We start from the raw sequence: 15941 nt of genomic DNA, 5'->3' as shown, positions 1-15941 counted from the left end.
CTAGCCCCGGCGCTGCCGAAACAGCCCCACTAGTTGTGGCACAAAATCCTCATCGGTGCGCAGCGTGAGCAGGCCCACGCGCTGGCGGCGGCAGAGCGTGCGCAGCGCCTCCTGCCGGGCCTGGGTTTGGGCAGCATACTGCGCCCGGAAGGCCGGCGCCGACGTATCGACCCAGCGGCGCAGGCCGGTTTCGGCATCGCGCAGCGGCACTATGCCCAGCGCCGGAAACGCCACCTCCTGCGGGGCCAGCAGCTGCACCACCACCAGGTCGTGCTGCCGGGCTAGCATGGTCAGCTCGCGCTCATAATTGTCGTCGATAAAGTCGGAGATGAGCACCACCAGGCTGCGGCGCTTCACCAGGCCTAGCAGCTGCCGGATGCCCGTGCTCAGGCTCGTGTGCGTGGAAACCGGGCGCAGGTCATACAGGCGTTGCAGCAGGGCGTAGGCCGGGCGCAGGCCCTTGGCGGGGGGCAGGTACAGCTCTTTTTGGTCGGAAAAAGCGAGCAGGCCGAGCGCCGAATCCTGGCGGGCGGCCGAGAGGGCCAGCACCCCGGCCAGGTCGCGGCCCAGGTCGAGCTTGCACTGGCTGCCTGCCGCCGCTAGCCCCACGCGCTGCGAGGCGCTCACATCGAGTGCAACCAACACTTGCTGCTCGCGCTCTTCCTTGTAGGTTTTTACAAACGTGCCGTGGCCCTTGCTGCTCACGGCCCAGTCGATGGCCCGCACCTCGTCGCCGTATTGGTACAGGCGCACGTCGTCAAACTCCAGCCCGTTACCCCGAAACACGGACCCGAAATTGCCTTGTAGCTGGGCTTCCACCGCCTGGCGCATCCGTATTTCGAGGTGGCGCAGGCGGCGCACCAGCGCCGTGAGGCTGGCGGGCAGGGCAGAAGCGGGGCTGGCGGCGGGCGGCATACGGGGCGAAGCTACGGCGCAGGGTTATTTTTGAACGTGAAATCGATGCTGACTCAATTAGTGCTAAGCGCGGGCCTGCTGCTGGCCGCCGCCAGTTGCGCCCGCCCCGAGCAGGTGCTGCCCCCGCCCAACTTGCTCTCGAAGGAAGAAATTACTGCCTTGCTCATCGAGTTTCACCTGCTCGAATCACGCATCGAGTCGAGCCGCCTTTCGCCCGATTCGGCCCGCGCCCTGTTCCAGATTATGCACCGCGATGTGCTGTGGCAGCATAAGCTGAAAGAGTCGGACTCAACTTTCGAGCACAGCTACCGCTACTACGCCATGAATGGCAAGGACCTCGATGGCATCTACGCCACCGTTATCGACTCGCTGGCTGCCCGCGAAAAAAAGATGGGCACCAAGCCCCTGCCGCCGCACCACTAGGGCTACTAGGCACGCACCGGCCTAGTGCAGGCGGCTGCCATTGGGCACCGGCGCGGCCACGGCGGCCAGCACCGTGTGGCCCTCGGCGTCGGGGGCGCCCAGCACCAGCACCTCGGAGCGAAACGGCCCAATTTGCTTGGGCGGAAAATTGACCACGGCCAGCACCTGGCGGCCTAGCAGCGCGTCGGGGGTGTAGTGATGGGTAAGCTGTGCGCTCGACTTTTTCAAGCCTATTTCGGGGCCAAAGTCGAGCAGCAATTGGTAGGCCGGGCGGCGAGCCGCCGGAAACTCGTGCGCCTCCACGATGGTGCCCACGCGGATGTCTACCTGCTCAAATTCGGTCCAGGAAAGCATAGTTGAGAAATACTTATTCGTTTTCCACCCCGAAGCTATTGAAGGAGTCACTAAAAATAACGTTTGTCATGCTGAGCTTGCCGAAGCATCTCTGCTGAGCGGCCCCCTAGCGGTGCAGGCAAGATGCTTCGGCAAGCTCAGCATGACGAACGTTGTTGAAACAATCACTCACGCATCCTTTTCGGCAAAGGCGGCTAGCTCCTGCAATTGCTGGCGCACCTGGGCTTCCCACTGGGCCTGGCGCTCGTGCAGCAGGCCGTGGTTGGTGTCGCGGTCGTAGGTGTCTTCGGCCTGCTGCCAGGCGGTGTAGGCGGCCTGGCTCACGCGGTCGAAAGCCGAGCCTAGCTGGCTGCAGCTCACGTGCATAGCCGCCAGCTGCTGGCGCAGGCGCCGGGCATACACTTCGGCAATATCGAAGTGCAACTGCTCGTGGCGCAACAGGGCCGGCGTGATGGTAGCGGGCTCGCGCACCCACGAGCTGGCCGGGTCGAAGCTGGCCTGCGCCGTGCCGGCAAACACGTTGTTGCGGCAGGTGGCGCCGGTGTTGATGTTGGCCGACGTGAGGGCGGCGTGGCCCTGCGCCGTTTTGGGGCGGCCCTTAAAATCGGCCACCGTGAGCGGCCGGCTGGCCGACCAGCGGATGGCGCCGGGCGGCAATGGTACGCGCTGGGCCACGGCCGGCCCGGCCCCAATTAGTAAGAAAGCCAGTAGCTTCCACCAGGAAATAGGCATCAGAAAAAAGGCAAAAAGTCAGGAGGAAGGCCCCGCGCCCCACCTTGCGGAAGTGCGTGGCCCAGCAACCGGACAACCAAGCGCCCGCTCTGAGTTCCGGCGGCTAGCCAGCGGGCTGGCCCAGCAGCACCATCTCTTCAGCATCAACCACTTGCGAAGCCGGGCCCGGGGCGCCGGGCGGCTGGTGGCCGGGCGCGCTCTGGGCCCGGAAGCGCAGCAGCAGCACGCCCGCCACAATGCTCAGGCCCGTGAGCAGCCCTAGCCAGATGCCCGGCGCACCCATCTTCAGCCCGAAGCCCAGGCCGTAGCCGAGCGGCAGCGCAATGGCCCAATAGGCCAGCAGCGCCACCACCGAAGGCACTTTCACATCTTCCAGCCCGCGCAAGGCTCCTAGCCCCACTACCTGCAAGCCATCGGACACTTGGAAGGCCGCCGCGATGGCCAGCAGCGTGGCTGCCTGGGCAATTACCGTCGGGTCGGTGTTGTAAAAAGTAGGAATGAGGTGGCGCAACACTATCAGCAGCAGCCCCATCGTACCCATGAAGGCAAAGGCCAGCCAGTAGGCCGCGAAGCCCGCCTGCCGCGCCCCGGCCAAGTCGCCGCTGCCGCGCAGGTTACCCACCCGAATGGTCGCCGCCGCCGCAATGCCGCTGGCCGCCATATACGTAACCGAGGCCACGTTGATGGCAATCTGGTGGGCGGCCTGGGTGGCTACGCCCAGCCAGCCCATCATCAGGGCCGAGGCGGCAAAGGCGCCCACCTCAAACATCATTTGCACCCCAATGGGCAGGCCCAGCGCCAGCTGCCCGCGCAGCTCGGCTAGCCCCGGCCGCAGCCAGGTAGCGGCCTCGGCCGGGCGCTTGGCTTGCAGTTTTTCGGCGCGCAGTACAAACTGCGCCATCAGTAGCGCCATGATGATGCGGGCAATGAGCGTGGCCCAGGCGGCACCCATCAGCCCCATGGCAGGCGCGCCGAAGTGCCCGAATATCAAGGCGTAGCACAGCAGGGCATTCACCACGTTGCCCAAAATGGAGAGCTGCATGGCCTGGCGCGTGAGCCCCAGCCCCTCGGCCCACTCGCGAAAGCCCTGAAACACCATCAGCGGCAGCAGCGACAGGCCCACCACGCGCACCCAGGGCGTGGCCAGCGCCACCACCTCGGGCGCCTGGTGCAGGTGCGGCATCAGCAGCGGCAGCAGCTGGCTTAGGCCGGCCAGCAGCACGCCCACCAGGGTATTGAGCCAGATGGTGCCCACCAGCAGGTGGCCCAGCGCGTTGTCGTCGCCCCGGCCGTTGGCAGCGGCCACGCGCGGCACGGCGCCCATGCTCAGGCCCAGGCCCAGCACCATGAGCACGGTAGTGGTGCTCACGCCCACGCTCACGGCGGCCAGCGGCAGCTTGCCCGTCTGGCCCACCATCACCGAGTCGCACACGCTCACCAGGATGTGGCCGAGCTGGCTGAGCACGACGGGGTAGGCCAGGAGAATAGTAGGGCGAAGGTGGGATTTCACGAGGATAACTGTTAGGTAGAAATAAAAACCGTCATGCTGAGCTTGCCGAAGCATCTTGCCCGCATCGTTAGGGTAAGAACCCTAGTAGGATGGGCAAGATGCTTCGGCAAGCTCAGTATGACGGTCCGTTGTGGCTTTATGCTCCTACAAAATTACGCCCTTATTCGGCCACGGCCAGAACCACGTCGGCAAAGTCGCCGGCCTCGTCCTGGAAAATTTCGACCACCCGCAGGCCGGCGGCGGTGGCTAGCCCGGCTATTTGGGGCAGGGTGAATTTGTAGGAGCTTTCGGTGTGAATGGCCTCCCAGGCGGCAATTTCGAAGATTTGGCCGGGTAGCGCGGCCACGCGCACGGTTTGGGCGCGGCGGCTCACCAGCCACGAGCGCATGGCGCCGGTGCTGGGCTCGTAATCGGGAAAATGCTGCCAGGCATCGAGCTGAAAATCAGCGCCGGCCTCGGCATTCAAGCGCCGCAGCAGGTTGTAGTTGAACTCGGCCGTGATGCCCTGCGCGTCGTCATAGGCCGCCCGAATGCGCCGGGGGTCTTTGCGCAGGTCGAAACCCACCAGCAGGCGGTCGGCCGGGGTGAGCGGCTGGGCCAGCTCGCGCAGAAAAACCACCTGCTCGTCGGGCGTAAAATTGCCGATGTTGGAACCCAGAAACAGCACCGCCTTGGCGCCCGGCCGGGTGGCTAGCGTGGCCAGCGCCGCCGAGTATTCGGCAGCCAGCGGCTCGGTGGGTAGGTTGGGCAGCTCGGCGTGCAGCGAGGCGGTAAGTTCGGCAATAGCCGAAGGCGAGATATCGACCGGCACGTAGGTAAGGGTGGCCGGCTGGACTAGCAGCGCGCGCAGCAAAATCTTGGTTTTCAGGCCATCACCAGCCCCTAGCTCCACTACGGCCAGCGGCTGGCCAGCGGCAGCCCCCGCGGCCAGCGCCCGCCCAATGGCCGCGCCCTGCGCCTCGAAAATAGCCAGCTCGGTGCGGGTGGGGTAATATTCGGGCAGCGCCATTATCTGCTGAAACAGGCGGCTGCCGGTGGCATCGTAAAAGTATTTGGACGACAAGGTCTTCGGCGTTTGGCTAAAGCCCTGGGCCAGGTGTTGGGCGAGGTGATTCAAAATAGGGATAAGCGATTGTGAAGGCGCAGCCTGGGTGGTGGGGTGGGAGTGAAGCGAATGGTTAGCCGCCCACTAGGCAGCCTTTTTGGGCCACAGCAGCGACGCGGCTACCGAGCCCAGCAGCAGCACCCCCACGATGCTTAGCGAAACCGGCACGGGCAGCTCCAGGTTAAAGCGGTCGCGCAAAATATCCTCCGCCAGCAGCTTGCCGCCGATAAAGACGAGGATAAGCGCCAGCCCGTAGTGCAGGTAGTGAAAGAGCGTCATGAGGCTAGCCAGGGCAAAGTACAGCGCCCGCAAACCTAAGAGGGCAAACACGTTGGAGGTGTACACCACAAACGTATTGCGCGATACGGCGAGGATGGCCGGGATGGAATCGGCGGCAAAAACTACGTCGGTGGTTTCTACCATTACCAGCACCACCAGCAGCGGCGTGGCAAAGCGCAGGCCGTCGCGCCGGGTAAAAAACTTACCCCCGTCGAGCTGCCGCGTAATGGGCAGGCGCCGGCTCAGAAACCGCACCACGGGGTTGTTATCAGGGTCAATTTCGGGGTCGCCGTCGCCGCTCAGCGCCATCCGCACACCCGTATACACCAGGAAAGCCCCTAGCACATACAGCAAAAAGTGAAACTTTGCCAGCAGTGCCGCTCCGGCCAGAATGAAGATGCCGCGCAACACCAGCGCCCCCAGCACGCCCCAGAATAAAATGCGGTGCTGATACTCGGCCGGCACCTTAAAGTAGGTGAAAATGAGCAGAAACACGAACAGGTTATCCACGCTCAGGGCCTTCTCGATGAGGTAGCCCGTCAGCCATTGCAGGCCCGCCTCGTGGCCCATGGTGCGGTACACGAGATAATTAAAGCTCAGCGAAAGCGTTATCCAGAAGGCGCTCCAGCCCAGCGCCTCGCCCAGCTTGATGACGTGCGCCCGGCGGTTGAAAACGAGCAAATCGAGCAGCAAAAGCCCGATTACGAACAAGTTAAATAAAATCCAGAACAGGGGCGTGTTTTCCATCCGGCGGCGTTGTGCACCCTCAGATACGGAAAACCAGCACGCAGGGTAAGCTTTAGCTTACCCGCGATGGGGCTAGCTGCTAAATGGCAAGCCGAAGCAGCCAGCACGCCGGGCTAGCCAGCGCTGAGGCTGGGCTGGCCCCGGGGCGCCTCGTCGAGGCGGCGCGGCGGATGAATCCAGCTGCTGGCCTTCATTTGCACCACTCCAAACAGGGCTTCCTTGAAAATGCCCTTCGACATCTTGGACTGCCCCCGGGTGCGGTCGGTGAAGATGATGGGCACCTCCTTGATGCGGAAACCAAGGCGGTAAGCCAGCCACTTCATCTCAATCTGAAAGGCGTAGCCCACGAAGTGAATGCGGCTAAGGTCAATGGCGCGCAGCACCCGGGCCGAGTAGCATTTGAAGCCCGCCGTGGCATCATGAATGGGCATGCCCGTGATGAGGCGCACGTATTTGGAGGCGAAATACGACATCAATACCCGGCTCATGGGCCAGTTTACCACGTTCACGCCATCGCTGTAGCGCGAGCCGATGGCCAGGTCGTAGCCCTGCACGGCGCAGGCTTCGTGCAGACGTATTAGGTCTTGGGGGTTGTGCGAGAAATCGGCGTCCATCTCAAACACATACTCATAGCCCCGGGCCAAGGCCCAGCGAAAGCCAAAGATGTAGGCGGTGCCCAACCCCTGCTTGCCACTGCGCTCTTCCAAAAACAGCCGCCCGCTAAACTCCGGCAGCAGGCCACGCGCTATCGCCCCCGTACCGTCGGGCGAGCCGTCGTCAATAATGAGGACGTGGAAAGTCTTCGGCAGCGCAAACACGGCCCGAATAATAAGCTCCACATTTTCCCGCTCATTGTACGTCGGAATTAAAACTAATCCGGCGGCCGTATTACTCATCGCAGGCAAAGATAAGGCGTGCGCTGATAGGGTTGCGCGGCAAGTTGGAATTTGGAAGGAAGAATTTGGAGGCGGCAATTGAAAGCGCTGGTTAGCTCCTTGCTGCTTCTGCGTGCCCGTTTTTCGCCGCCAGGTCCTGGGCTAGCTGGCGGGCGTGCTTCACGCAGTCGGGCACGCTCACGCCGGCCTGCCAGTTGGCCACGGCCACAATGCCCTGGGCCGCCAGGGGCGCTACGGCGGCCCTAGCAGCCGCCAGGTGCTGGTCGAACTGCGGAATGCTCCGGGGCCAGTAGTAGCGCCCCTGCCAGCGCGGCGCCCCGCTGATGCCGTAGAGCCGGCTCAGCTCCTGGTGCACGGCGGCCAGCTGCGCGCCCTCGGGCTCCTGGGCCTGGGCCGCAAACTGCGCCCCGCCCACAAAGCTGGTAAACAGCACCTGGCCCGCCGGCACCCGGTCTGGGAACAGCGAGCTGGTCCAGATGGAGCCGGCCGAATACGTGCCCTCCACCCGCGGGTTCAGCGCCCCAAAACCCACTAGGGGGTGCGCCACGGCTGCCTGGTCGTAGGCCGAGTACACGAGCGTCATGGGCGGGTAGCGCACGGCCGCCAGCGCCGCGGCCGCGGCCGGGAAGTGGGGCCGCAGCAGGCCAGCGGCGGCATAAGCCGGCAGTGCCAGCGCCAGGTGCGAGTAAGTAGTGGCGGACTGTTGCTTGTTGACGGTGAGATGATAAGTGCCATCGGCTAGCCGGCTGACAGCCGACACTGCCTGCTCCGCCTGGTAGTAGCCTAGCCGGGCCGCCAGCGCATCGGTAAGCGCCTGCACGCCCCCGCGCAGCGTGATGGTGCGGCGGCGGCCCGTGCGCGGACCCTTGGCCAGCCCGCGCAGCAGCGAGCCGTATTGTGCCTCCAGCGCCGCTAGCTGCGGAAACGTGAGCGACAGCAGCAGCTCGGCCGGGTCGCCGGCGTAAATGCCCGCCACAAACGGGTTCACGGCGTACTGCACCACCTCGGGCCCGAAGTGCCGCGCAAAAAACGCCGCCACCGTTTCGCCCGGCACGGGCGGCGCGGGGCGGCGCAGCAGCTCGGCCAGCAATCGCAGCTTGGTTTTCAGACTGAAAAAATTACTGGCCAGCAGCGCCGGGGGCGAGCCGGGCAGCGCCCGGTACTGGCCGCCGCGCAGCACGTAGCGGTGCTGGCTCACGGGAGCCGCCTCCTGAATGGCATCGGCCAGGCCTAGCTCGGTCAGCAGCTCTTCCAGCTCGGGGCTCAGTAGCAGCGAGTTGGGGCCGGCTTCGAGCTGATAGCCCGTGGGCGCCTGGGGCGAGAGCAGGTTGCCGCCCGGCCGGGGGCTAGCCTCCAGCAGGTCGTAGGCCACGCCCGCCTTTTGTAAGTAGTAAGCCAGCGTGAGGCCCGTGAGGCCGCCGCCGATAATGGCAATGCGCATACGTTGTAACAGGCAGCCATTGGGGGCTGGCCAATAGCTTTGTTTGATAATTCAGGCGGCAAGCTATCAGCAGGCAGCTGATAGCTAAGCGCTAAGTATAATGAATCAAGCAGTTTTTCTGGACCGCGACGGCGTGCTGAACGAGGAAATGGGCGACTATGTCTGGACGCCCGAGCGCTTCCGCATCTGCCCCGGCGTGCCCGCTAGCCTGGCCCGCCTCAAGGCCGCCGGCTACTACCTCATCGTGGTCACCAACCAGGCCGGTATCGCCAAGGGCCTCTACACCCGCGCCGAGGTGCTGGCCTGCCACGAGCTGTTGCAGCAAGCCTGTGGCCATCAGCTCGATGCGCTCTATTTTTCGGAAAACCATCCGTCCGTCAGCGAGTCTATTTTCCGCAAGCCCGACTCCGGGATGCTCGAAAAAGCCGTGGCTCGCTTTCGCCTCGACCCGGCCCGCTGTTGGCTCGTGGGCGACCGCGCCCGCGACCTAGAAGCTGGCGCCCGGCTACGGGTTCCCGGCATTTTGGTAGGCCATTCCGAGCCCGTCGATTACGCGCCGCGAGTGGCTGACTTACAAGCCGCTACCGAGCTTATTCTGCGCGCTGGTTAGGCTACTCACGGCTTAGCCAGCTTCTTCGCCATAAAACGACGACAGGGCTTCCAGCAGGTGCGGGTACTGGTAGGTAAAGCCTTGGCTCAACACCTTGTCGGCGCTCACGCGCTGCGAGCCGAGCACTATCTCGCTCATCTCGCCCATCGCCAGCTTCAGGCCGAAGGCGGGCACTTTAGGCAGCAGCAGCGGGCGGTGCATAACCTGGGCCAGTGTTTCGGTAAAGTCCTTATTGGTAGCGGGGTTCGGCGCCACGGCGTTGTATTCGCCTTGCCACAGAGGGTCTTCCAGCATCCGCACCAGCAAGCGGCAGAGGTCGTCGAGGTGAATCCAGCTCATGTACTGCCGGCCCGACCCTAGCGGGGCGCCGGCACCGTAGCGCACCGTTTTGGCAATGGGCACCAGCGCGCCGCCCTCGGGGCTGAGCACAATGCCAATGCGCGGCAGCACCACGCGCGGCCCTAGCTCGCCAATGCGCCGGGCCGCCGCTTCCCACTGCACCACCACATCGGCCAGAAAGTCGTCGCCGGGGGCCGCAATGGGCGAATCCTCATACAAAATCTCATCGCCGCGGTCGCCATAAACCCCAATGGCCGAGGCCGATAGCAACGTTTTTACATGGTGCCCGGGCTTGGCCAGCTCGCGGTAAAGCAGCTCCAGGCCATCGAGGCGCGAGCGGATAATCTCGTGCTTGCGCTCGGGCGTCCACTTGCCTTCGGCCACGCTGCTGCCGGCCAGGTTCACCACGCAGTCGGCATAGGGGAGGGCCGCCGGGTCGATGGTGCCCGCCTGCGGGTCCCAGCCAAACAACCGAAAATGACTGGCCTTCTGCGGATTGCGCGTGAGCAGCACTACCTCGTGGCCGCCGTCAATCAGTAGCTCGGCCAGCCGTTGCCCTATCATGCCAGTGCCACCCGTGATGAGGATTTTCATAAGTTGTTTTTCGTTTTCTGTTTTTTGTTGTTCGGAGCCAGACGCTTCTTATTCGGGACTAAAAAATAAATCGGAGAACAAAAAACGAGCAGCGAAAAACGAAAATTACTTGCCAATCTGACGCAGAAACTCGTTGCGCAAATCTTTGTCTTCCAAAAACCTGCCTCCGTACTCACTGGTAATAGTCGAGCTGCTGGTATCGTTCACGCCGCGGCTCATCACGCAGAGGTGGTCGGCCTCAATGAGCACGGCCACATCGTCGGTGCCCAGGCTCTGGCGCAGGTGCTCGGCTACCTGGCGCGTGAGGCGCTCCTGCACCTGCGGGCGGCGGGCATAGTACTGCACCACGCGGTTGAGCTTACTGAGGCCAACCACGTGCTGGCCAGGTAGGTACGCCACGTGCGCCTTGCCAATGATGGGCACAAAATGGTGCTCGCAGCACGAAAACAGCGTGATGTCGCGCTCCACCAGCAGCTGCTGGTATTGGTAGCGGTTCTCAAACAGGCGCACCTCGGGCCGGTGCTCGGGGTTGAGGCCTTTAAACCACTCTTGCACAAACATTTTGGCCACGCGCTGGGGCGTGCCGGCCAGGCTGTCATCGGTCAGGTCGAGGCCCAACTCCTGCATAATGGCCCGGAAGTGGCCGCTGATGGCGGCAATTTTCTCGTCGTCGGGGCGGGCAAACGCATCGGGGCGCACGGGGGTGCGCAGGCCGGCGGGCAGGTGGTAGTCGGGGTGCTGCCCGCTAGGGTGGTCGGCGGGTGGCCCGGCAAAATTATTCTCCATAGTAATCCACAAAATTACGGTCGGTTTCGTGGAGCGTCACGGCTAGGGCCAGCGCGGCCGGCAAGGCGGCCCGCAGCCGCCGCCAGATAACGACGGCAATATTCTCGGCCGTGGGGTTCAGCTCCCGGAAGTCGTCCGTATCGAGGTTGAGGTTGCGGTGGTCGAAGCGATGGATGACCTGCGTTTTGATTATGTCGCTAAGCGACTTTAAATCAAATACGTAGCCCGTTTCGGGGTCGATGTCACCAGTCAGGCGCACGGTCAGGTTGTAGTTGTGGCCGTGGTAGTTGGGGTTGTTGCACTTGCCAAACACCTGCTGGTTGCGCGCCTCATCCCAGGCCGGGTTGTGCAGGCGGTGGGCGGCATTAAAGTGCTCGGAGCGGCAGATAGTGAGCTGGGGCATGGGGCTAGCAACCGCGGGCGCCGGCTTTTGTTGAGCCGGGCCAGGGCAGCGGTTTTTGGACTTAAGAAATAAAAAAAGTAATACTTTCTCGCTAGAAGTAAGGTCTGGTTTTAGGGTCAGCGTGGTACTTAACGAATAAAAAATTAACTCAGCGAAAAAAAAGCCTTTTTACCTCATAGAGTTGCGATAAACTGCTTAAATTTGGGCTGTCAGAGAACCTAAACGGTCCCGTTTCTTTAGCTTTTACCTTTCTTTTACAACTCTTTTTTATCCAATGAAACGCAACGCTCTACTGCTTTTTTTGCTATTACTAGGGGGCCTGCAGGCTTCGGCTCAGCGCTCACCCGTGGATGAGGCCGACCAGAATATCAACAACATCCCGCGCAAGGGCCAGCGGGTAAGCATGCAGCTCGATAACAAGCGCGTCGAGACTTCCTGGATTAAGCAGCTGAACGAGCAGTTTCCGGGTAAGGTGAAGAACAACAAGGGCACGATTACGATGGACGGCGTGACGATTCCGGACATTTCGCCCACGCCGGTGCGCGTTATCAGCCGCGTCGATGCCCTGCCCACCGGCACCGGGGTGTGGTGGAGCATCGACCTGGGCAATGCTTACCTGGGCCAGGCTTCGACCCCCACGCAGTGGAAGGCCGGCGAAAAATACCTGAAAGATTTTGCCCGCTCCATGTACCGTGAGGACTTGGTGGCGCAGATTACCGATGCGGAGAAGGCGCTGGTGACTTCGCAAAACAACCACATGGCCGTTATCGGCAAAGCCGATGCCATCAAGAAAGAGATTGAGCGCAACAAGGCGCGCAAGCTCGAAATTCAGCAGCAGCTTGCCGCCAACGCGGCCGAGTTGCAGCAGCTCAACAACCAGGTCGACTCGAACCTGAAAGAGCAGGAAGCCGCCCGCGCCGACATTGTGAACATGCGCGTGGCCCTGGAGTCGGTGAAAGACCGCATGAGCAAGATTGAGTAAGGTCCCCTGGCTATCTAAATACGCAAACCCCGCCGGCTACCGGCGGGGTTTTTTAGGGCCCAGCCTAACCCGCGCCCGCTGCCTTGCGTTGAGGACACGGACAAGCCCCTTGGCTTGCCCACCCATTCCTCTTTAGCTAGCATCATGGAAAAGACCGAAGTTCAACACCAAGTACATCTGGAAGGCGCCATCAAAATCCTGACCGGCGACCTGAGCGAAGAAGCCAGCCGCGCTGGCATCGACAACCAGCTGCAGCGGTGGATTGAAGACTTGAAAGCAGGGCACAACGCCGAGTTTCACCAGCTTGTGACCGACCTGCAGGCGCTAAAAGCCCTGTTGCACGGCGGCACCTACGACGGCGACCAGGTGGGCCGCCTGCTGCACCGCCTGGGCTCCGAAACCGCCCGCGTATCGAACCTAGCTACGGGCAATACCCTGACCCACGTAGAAAAGCTGAGCGCTGCCCTGCTCGCCGCTGCCGGCCAGCTGCAAGGCAGCACCACTACCCCCGAGCAGGACCTGAAAAACAGCAAGCACGGCAACGACGACCAGGCGTAGGAATACCTGCCTTGTAGTGCCACGAAAGCGGTGTTGCCCAATCATTAAGATGCTGGGCAACACCGCTTTTTGCTGCCAGTAACTGTTCATTAATTCTGGCTTTTTTCTCTTTGCCAGGCCTTCCCCGATGCTGACTGCTATGCGTTTAGTTGTGTATTCGACCCTGCCCGTGCCAGTACGCGCGCAACTTGAGCGAGGCCTGCCGGCTGGCGTTGAAGTAGTGTATGCTAGCGACTTACCCAGCGCGGCGCAGGCCGCCGCCTGCCAGTCGTCCGAGGTGATTTTGGGCAATCCGCCACCCGCGTGGCTGGCTGGCCCGCTGCCGCACCTGCGCCTGTGGCAGCTCGACTCGGCGGGGTTCGACCGCTACCAGGGGCTAGCCGTGGCGGCGCCGGTGGCCAACATGGGCGACTACTTTGCCTGGCCCTGCGCCGAAACAATGGTGGCGGGCCTGCTGGCCCTCTACCGGGCTGTGCCCGAGCTAGCCCGCCTGCAAGCCGCGGCGCGCTGGGTGGGGGCACCCATTCGGGAACGTATGGGGCTGCTGCGCGATAAGCGGGTGGTTATTCTGGGCGCGGGCACCATTGCGCAAGCGGTGCAGCAGCAGCTCAGCGGCTTTACCCAGGCCGTGCAACTGCTGGCGCGCACCAGCCCGCTGGCCCAGCTGCACACCACGGCCGAGCTGCTGGCCGCGCTGCCCCACACCGATATTGTAATTAATTGCCTGCCAGGCAGTGCCGATAATTTCTTCGCCGAAACAGAATTTGCGGCAATGGCCCCCGGCAGCCTCTACGCCAGCGTGGGCCGGGGCAATACCACCAACGAGCCCGCCCTGCTGGCCGCGCTGCAAACCGGTCACCTCGGCGGGGCCGTGCTCGACGTAACCGCGCAGGAGCCGCTGCCCGCCAGCCATCCTTTTTGGGCCATGCCCCAGGTACTGCTGACCCAACACACGGGCGGCGGGCAGCCGCAGGAGGCCGCCGGCAAAGTAGCCCAACTGCTGCGCAACCTAAGCTTGCTGCAAGCCGGCCAGCCCCTGGAAAACCTGGTTGAGCTAGGGCGCGGTTATTGACATAAAATAGCTGAATGAGCGAAGAATATCTATTGCTTTGGCGGTAAGGCTAGCGGCCGGGCGGGCTGCCGCAGCAGCTCGGCCGCTTCCTCATCGGTGAGGACCTGGGCGCCGGTGTCGCCGTCGGGAAAGAGCAGCCGGCTGGCGGCCTGCCGCAACTCGTCGAGGCGGCTTAGGGCATCGGCCACGGTGGGGTTGGCTTCGAGGCGGGCCAGCAGGCCACTGGCCCGCGCCGCCTGAAACAGCTTTTCGAGCACAAACGGCAGCACCCAGCCGGCCACATTGGTCATGAGGGCGCCGCGCAGGCCCAGGCGCAGCAGCAGCCGGGCCGCCATGCGCTCGAGCAGCAGGGCCTTGGCGGCAGGCAGCGCCTTGTCGGCCAGAAAATCGGCCACCAGGCGGGCGTGGCCGCTTTGAATTTCGGCCCGCAGCACCTCCTGCACCGAGTCGAGGGTGCGCTGGGCTACCTGCCGAAACAGGCGGCCGGTTTGCCAGGCGCGCAGGCCCGTTTGGCGGGCCGCCCGCACTACCTGGCTATGCAGGTTGGGTGGCAGCGAAAAATATTTCATGCGAAAAAAGGTACTTACAGTAGCTGGGCGATACATACGGCGCCCCTGGCCCAAGGGCCGGAAATCGGGGCAGCCTTAAAAAATAAGCCGCGCCCAAGATATTGCTTCTCAAATTGTTAATTACGTGTATTCGCCGGGCTAGCCCGGCCGTGGCCCCTGGTAGAAACCTGCGCCTGGCTTTTCTTGTTGAGAAACATCGGTGGCAAAGCCCTGAGGCGAAACTAGTTCTGCTTTAATTTTGCGGCGCGCCCAGCGTTTATTCTGCCACCGGCTTGCTTCTTTTTCCATGTCCGATTTATTGCTCGATATCAACCTCCAACAAGTGCCGGATAGCTACCTGGCCGGGGCGTGGCGGGTAGCGCACCGGGTAGTCAATCGCGCTGACCCGGCCAGTGCGCTGGCCCAGGCTACCAGCCTGGTGCTCAGCGATGAGCTGCAGCTCCAGGCACCCTTGCTGAGCGAAACCGGCAGCTGGGCCGTGCAGCGCGATGAGCTGCTGAACCGGCCCTACCTGCGCCTCAACTTCCCGACCGAGGAGATGCGGGCGCTCGTGACGCGCCTGCGCCGCACCGCCGACGGGGCCCGCAGCCAGCTTAACCTGTATTTCAGCTCGGGGCTCGAAATGCAGCTCGACCGGCCCTAGCCCCCGCCGGTTATTCACATTTTACCCCAGTTGCCCTAGCCGATTTCTTTGCCGTGATTACTCCTGCTACCGCGCCGGGCTCGCCCCAAAACAACGAGGACGAGTTCCAGTTTCTGGCCGATTTTATTCCGCAATTGGTGTGGATAACCGACCCCGTTGGCTCCCACACCTATTTTAACCAGCGCTGGGTCGACTACACCGGCTACACCCTGGCCGATAGCGTGGGGCCCGATATGTGGAATAACCTGCTGCACCCCGACGACCAGGCCCGGGCCCGCCGGATATGGGGCCACTCGCTGGCCACCGGCGACGACTACGAAATAGAGTACCGCTTTAAGTCGAAGGACGGGGACTACCGCTGGTTTTTGGGCCAGGCCCGGCCCCGGCATGACGCTTCGGGGGCTATCGTAACGTGGTTTGGCACCTGCACCGACATTCATGACCAAAAGCTGGCCAGCCAGCAGCTGATGGAGCGCGAGTCGGAGTTTACGACCCTGGCCGACAACGTGGCCCAGCTTTCCTGGATGGCCCGGCCCGACGGCCACATCTACTGGTATAACAAGCGGTGGTACGATTACACGGGCACCGACCTGGCCGAAATGGAAGGCTGGGGCTGGGAAAAAGTGCATCACCCCGACTACATTAATTCGGTAGTGGAGTTTGTGACCCAGGCCTGGGCCAAAGGCGAGCCGTGGGAATTGACCTTCCCGCTGCGGGGCGCCGATGGCGAATATCGCTGGTTTTTGACCCGCGCCGTGCCCGTGCGCGACGAGCAGGGCCAGCTGGTGCGCTGGCTAGGCACCAATACCGACGTGACGGAGATGCGCCACTTGCAGGAGCAGCTTCAAAATTCCTACAACGACCTCGAAGCCAAGGTGACCTTCCGCAACCTGGAGCTGGAGCACGAAGTGCAGCGCTTGCGCAAGCAGCTAGGGGCCTAGCCATCACATAACTTGCTCTAAGAAAACAAGAAGACTGGCCCG

19 protein-coding genes are annotated in these 15941 nt (G+C 62.9%); 7 read left to right on the top strand and 12 right to left on the bottom strand.

All coding sequences use genetic code 11. The annotated features are described in order from the left end of the window. A complete protein-coding gene (locus Q5H89_RS00545) occupies window positions 1–915 on the bottom strand; it encodes a DUF58 domain-containing protein (protein WP_305017331.1) in 915 nt (304 codons plus the stop codon). Between the two features lie 45 nt (window positions 916–960). On the opposite strand from Q5H89_RS00545, the gene Q5H89_RS00540 reads away from it, so the two are divergent. Continuing rightward, a complete protein-coding gene (locus Q5H89_RS00540; RefSeq protein WP_305017330.1) occupies window positions 961–1338 on the top strand; it encodes a DUF4296 domain-containing protein in 378 nt (125 codons plus the stop codon). A 21-nt stretch (window positions 1339–1359) separates the two neighbouring features. Here the strand turns inward: Q5H89_RS00540 and Q5H89_RS00535 are convergent, their stop codons facing one another. From Q5H89_RS00535 to hemG, 7 genes are all read right to left on the bottom strand, one after another. Further along, entirely contained in the window at window positions 1360–1692 is a 333-nt protein-coding gene (locus Q5H89_RS00535) for a tRNA-binding protein (protein ID WP_305017329.1), read from the bottom strand. A gap of 168 nt (window positions 1693–1860) precedes the next feature. Continuing rightward, on the bottom strand, window positions 1861–2424 hold the full coding sequence (locus Q5H89_RS00530) for a DUF922 domain-containing protein (protein WP_305017328.1): 564 nt from the start codon (window positions 2422–2424) through the stop codon (window positions 1861–1863). Window positions 2425–2527: 103 nt separating this feature from the next. Next, a complete protein-coding gene (locus Q5H89_RS00525) occupies window positions 2528–3934 on the bottom strand; it encodes an MATE family efflux transporter (RefSeq protein WP_305017327.1) in 1407 nt (468 codons plus the stop codon). Window positions 3935–4094: 160 nt separating this feature from the next. Then, the gene (gene egtD / locus Q5H89_RS00520) at window positions 4095–5051 is read right to left on the bottom strand and encodes an L-histidine N(alpha)-methyltransferase (protein WP_305017326.1); all 957 of its coding nucleotides are present in this window, start codon (window positions 5049–5051) and stop codon (window positions 4095–4097) included. A 72-nt stretch (window positions 5052–5123) separates the two neighbouring features. Next, window positions 5124–6065 (bottom strand): TerC family protein, encoded by a 942-nt coding sequence (locus Q5H89_RS00515; RefSeq protein ID WP_305017325.1) that lies wholly within the window; start codon window positions 6063–6065, stop codon window positions 5124–5126. 113 nt (window positions 6066–6178) lie between these two features. After that, window positions 6179–6961 carry a polyprenol monophosphomannose synthase gene (locus Q5H89_RS00510; protein ID WP_305017324.1) on the bottom strand — a complete coding sequence of 261 codons (783 nt, stop codon included), beginning with the start codon at window positions 6959–6961 and terminating at the stop codon, window positions 6179–6181. A 91-nt stretch (window positions 6962–7052) separates the two neighbouring features. Continuing rightward, complete coding sequence (gene hemG / locus Q5H89_RS00505; protein ID WP_305017323.1) at window positions 7053–8402, bottom strand: protoporphyrinogen oxidase; 1350 nt, start codon at window positions 8400–8402, stop codon at window positions 7053–7055. A gap of 100 nt (window positions 8403–8502) precedes the next feature. On the opposite strand from hemG, the gene Q5H89_RS00500 reads away from it, so the two are divergent. After that, on the top strand, window positions 8503–9012 hold the full coding sequence (locus Q5H89_RS00500; protein ID WP_305017322.1) for a D-glycero-alpha-D-manno-heptose-1,7-bisphosphate 7-phosphatase: 510 nt from the start codon (window positions 8503–8505) through the stop codon (window positions 9010–9012). Between the two features lie 12 nt (window positions 9013–9024). Here Q5H89_RS00500 and Q5H89_RS00495 read toward each other — a convergent pair whose 3' ends face one another. From Q5H89_RS00495 to Q5H89_RS00485, 3 genes are all read right to left on the bottom strand, one after another. Beyond that, complete coding sequence (locus tag Q5H89_RS00495) at window positions 9025–9945, bottom strand: TIGR01777 family oxidoreductase (protein WP_305017321.1); 921 nt, start codon at window positions 9943–9945, stop codon at window positions 9025–9027. Between the two features lie 105 nt (window positions 9946–10050). Next, window positions 10051–10731: a GTP cyclohydrolase I FolE gene (gene folE, locus Q5H89_RS00490; protein ID WP_305017320.1), complete on the bottom strand. Its 681-nt coding sequence runs from the start codon at window positions 10729–10731 to the stop codon at window positions 10051–10053. Further along, a complete protein-coding gene (locus tag Q5H89_RS00485) occupies window positions 10721–11134 on the bottom strand; it encodes a 6-pyruvoyl trahydropterin synthase family protein (protein WP_305017319.1) in 414 nt (137 codons plus the stop codon). Before Q5H89_RS00485 ends, folE begins: the two co-directional genes overlap by 11 nt. A 274-nt stretch (window positions 11135–11408) precedes the next feature. Here Q5H89_RS00485 and Q5H89_RS00480 point away from each other — a divergent pair, with 274 nt between their 5' ends. From Q5H89_RS00480 to Q5H89_RS00470, 3 genes are all read left to right on the top strand, one after another. After that, the gene (locus Q5H89_RS00480; protein ID WP_305017318.1) at window positions 11409–12116 is read left to right on the top strand and encodes a hypothetical protein; all 708 of its coding nucleotides are present in this window, start codon (window positions 11409–11411) and stop codon (window positions 12114–12116) included. 144 nt (window positions 12117–12260) lie between these two features. Further along, entirely contained in the window at window positions 12261–12674 is a 414-nt protein-coding gene (locus tag Q5H89_RS00475; protein ID WP_305017317.1) for a hypothetical protein, read from the top strand. A gap of 139 nt (window positions 12675–12813) precedes the next feature. Beyond that, window positions 12814–13746 carry a D-2-hydroxyacid dehydrogenase gene (locus Q5H89_RS00470; protein WP_305017316.1) on the top strand — a complete coding sequence of 311 codons (933 nt, stop codon included), beginning with the start codon at window positions 12814–12816 and terminating at the stop codon, window positions 13744–13746. 29 nt (window positions 13747–13775) lie between these two features. Here Q5H89_RS00470 and Q5H89_RS00465 read toward each other — a convergent pair whose 3' ends face one another. Further along, window positions 13776–14315 carry a hypothetical protein gene (locus tag Q5H89_RS00465; RefSeq protein WP_305017315.1) on the bottom strand — a complete coding sequence of 180 codons (540 nt, stop codon included), beginning with the start codon at window positions 14313–14315 and terminating at the stop codon, window positions 13776–13778. A 286-nt stretch (window positions 14316–14601) separates the two neighbouring features. Between Q5H89_RS00465 and Q5H89_RS00460 the strand changes: the two genes are divergently transcribed. Both Q5H89_RS00460 and Q5H89_RS00455 read left to right on the top strand, forming a co-directional pair. After that, window positions 14602–14958, top strand: coding sequence for a hypothetical protein (locus tag Q5H89_RS00460; RefSeq protein ID WP_305017314.1), 357 nt, complete (start codon window positions 14602–14604; stop codon window positions 14956–14958). A 53-nt stretch (window positions 14959–15011) separates the two neighbouring features. Then, on the top strand, window positions 15012–15899 hold the full coding sequence (locus Q5H89_RS00455) for a PAS domain-containing protein (RefSeq protein ID WP_305017313.1): 888 nt from the start codon (window positions 15012–15014) through the stop codon (window positions 15897–15899). The last annotated feature ends 42 nt before the right edge of the window (window positions 15900–15941 follow it).

The organism is Hymenobacter cheonanensis, from assembly GCF_030581075.1.
Taxonomy (GTDB): domain Bacteria; phylum Bacteroidota; class Bacteroidia; order Cytophagales; family Hymenobacteraceae; genus Hymenobacter.
This window is presented reverse-complemented; position numbering and strand designations above follow the sequence as displayed.

Coding starts and splice junctions, on each gene's coding strand:
- Q5H89_RS00545 (WP_305017331.1), bottom strand. CDS start 915: ATGCCGCCCGCCGCCAGCCCCGCTTCTGCCCTGCCCGCCAGCCTCACG.
- Q5H89_RS00540 (WP_305017330.1), top strand. CDS start 961: ATGCTGACTCAATTAGTGCTAAGCGCGGGCCTGCTGCTGGCCGCCGCC.
- Q5H89_RS00535 (WP_305017329.1), bottom strand. CDS start 1,692: ATGCTTTCCTGGACCGAATTTGAGCAGGTAGACATCCGCGTGGGCACC.
- Q5H89_RS00530 (WP_305017328.1), bottom strand. CDS start 2,424: ATGCCTATTTCCTGGTGGAAGCTACTGGCTTTCTTACTAATTGGGGCC.
- Q5H89_RS00515 (WP_305017325.1), bottom strand. CDS start 6,065: ATGGAAAACACGCCCCTGTTCTGGATTTTATTTAACTTGTTCGTAATC.
- Q5H89_RS00510 (WP_305017324.1), bottom strand. CDS start 6,961: ATGAGTAATACGGCCGCCGGATTAGTTTTAATTCCGACGTACAATGAG.
- hemG (WP_305017323.1), bottom strand. CDS start 8,402: ATGCGCATTGCCATTATCGGCGGCGGCCTCACGGGCCTCACGCTGGCT.
- Q5H89_RS00500 (WP_305017322.1), top strand. CDS start 8,503: ATGAATCAAGCAGTTTTTCTGGACCGCGACGGCGTGCTGAACGAGGAA.
- Q5H89_RS00495 (WP_305017321.1), bottom strand. CDS start 9,945: ATGAAAATCCTCATCACGGGTGGCACTGGCATGATAGGGCAACGGCTG.
- folE (WP_305017320.1), bottom strand. CDS start 10,731: ATGGAGAATAATTTTGCCGGGCCACCCGCCGACCACCCTAGCGGGCAG.
- Q5H89_RS00485 (WP_305017319.1), bottom strand. CDS start 11,134: ATGCCCCAGCTCACTATCTGCCGCTCCGAGCACTTTAATGCCGCCCAC.
- Q5H89_RS00480 (WP_305017318.1), top strand. CDS start 11,409: ATGAAACGCAACGCTCTACTGCTTTTTTTGCTATTACTAGGGGGCCTG.
- Q5H89_RS00475 (WP_305017317.1), top strand. CDS start 12,261: ATGGAAAAGACCGAAGTTCAACACCAAGTACATCTGGAAGGCGCCATC.
- Q5H89_RS00470 (WP_305017316.1), top strand. CDS start 12,814: ATGCGTTTAGTTGTGTATTCGACCCTGCCCGTGCCAGTACGCGCGCAA.
- Q5H89_RS00465 (WP_305017315.1), bottom strand. CDS start 14,315: ATGAAATATTTTTCGCTGCCACCCAACCTGCATAGCCAGGTAGTGCGG.
- Q5H89_RS00460 (WP_305017314.1), top strand. CDS start 14,602: ATGTCCGATTTATTGCTCGATATCAACCTCCAACAAGTGCCGGATAGC.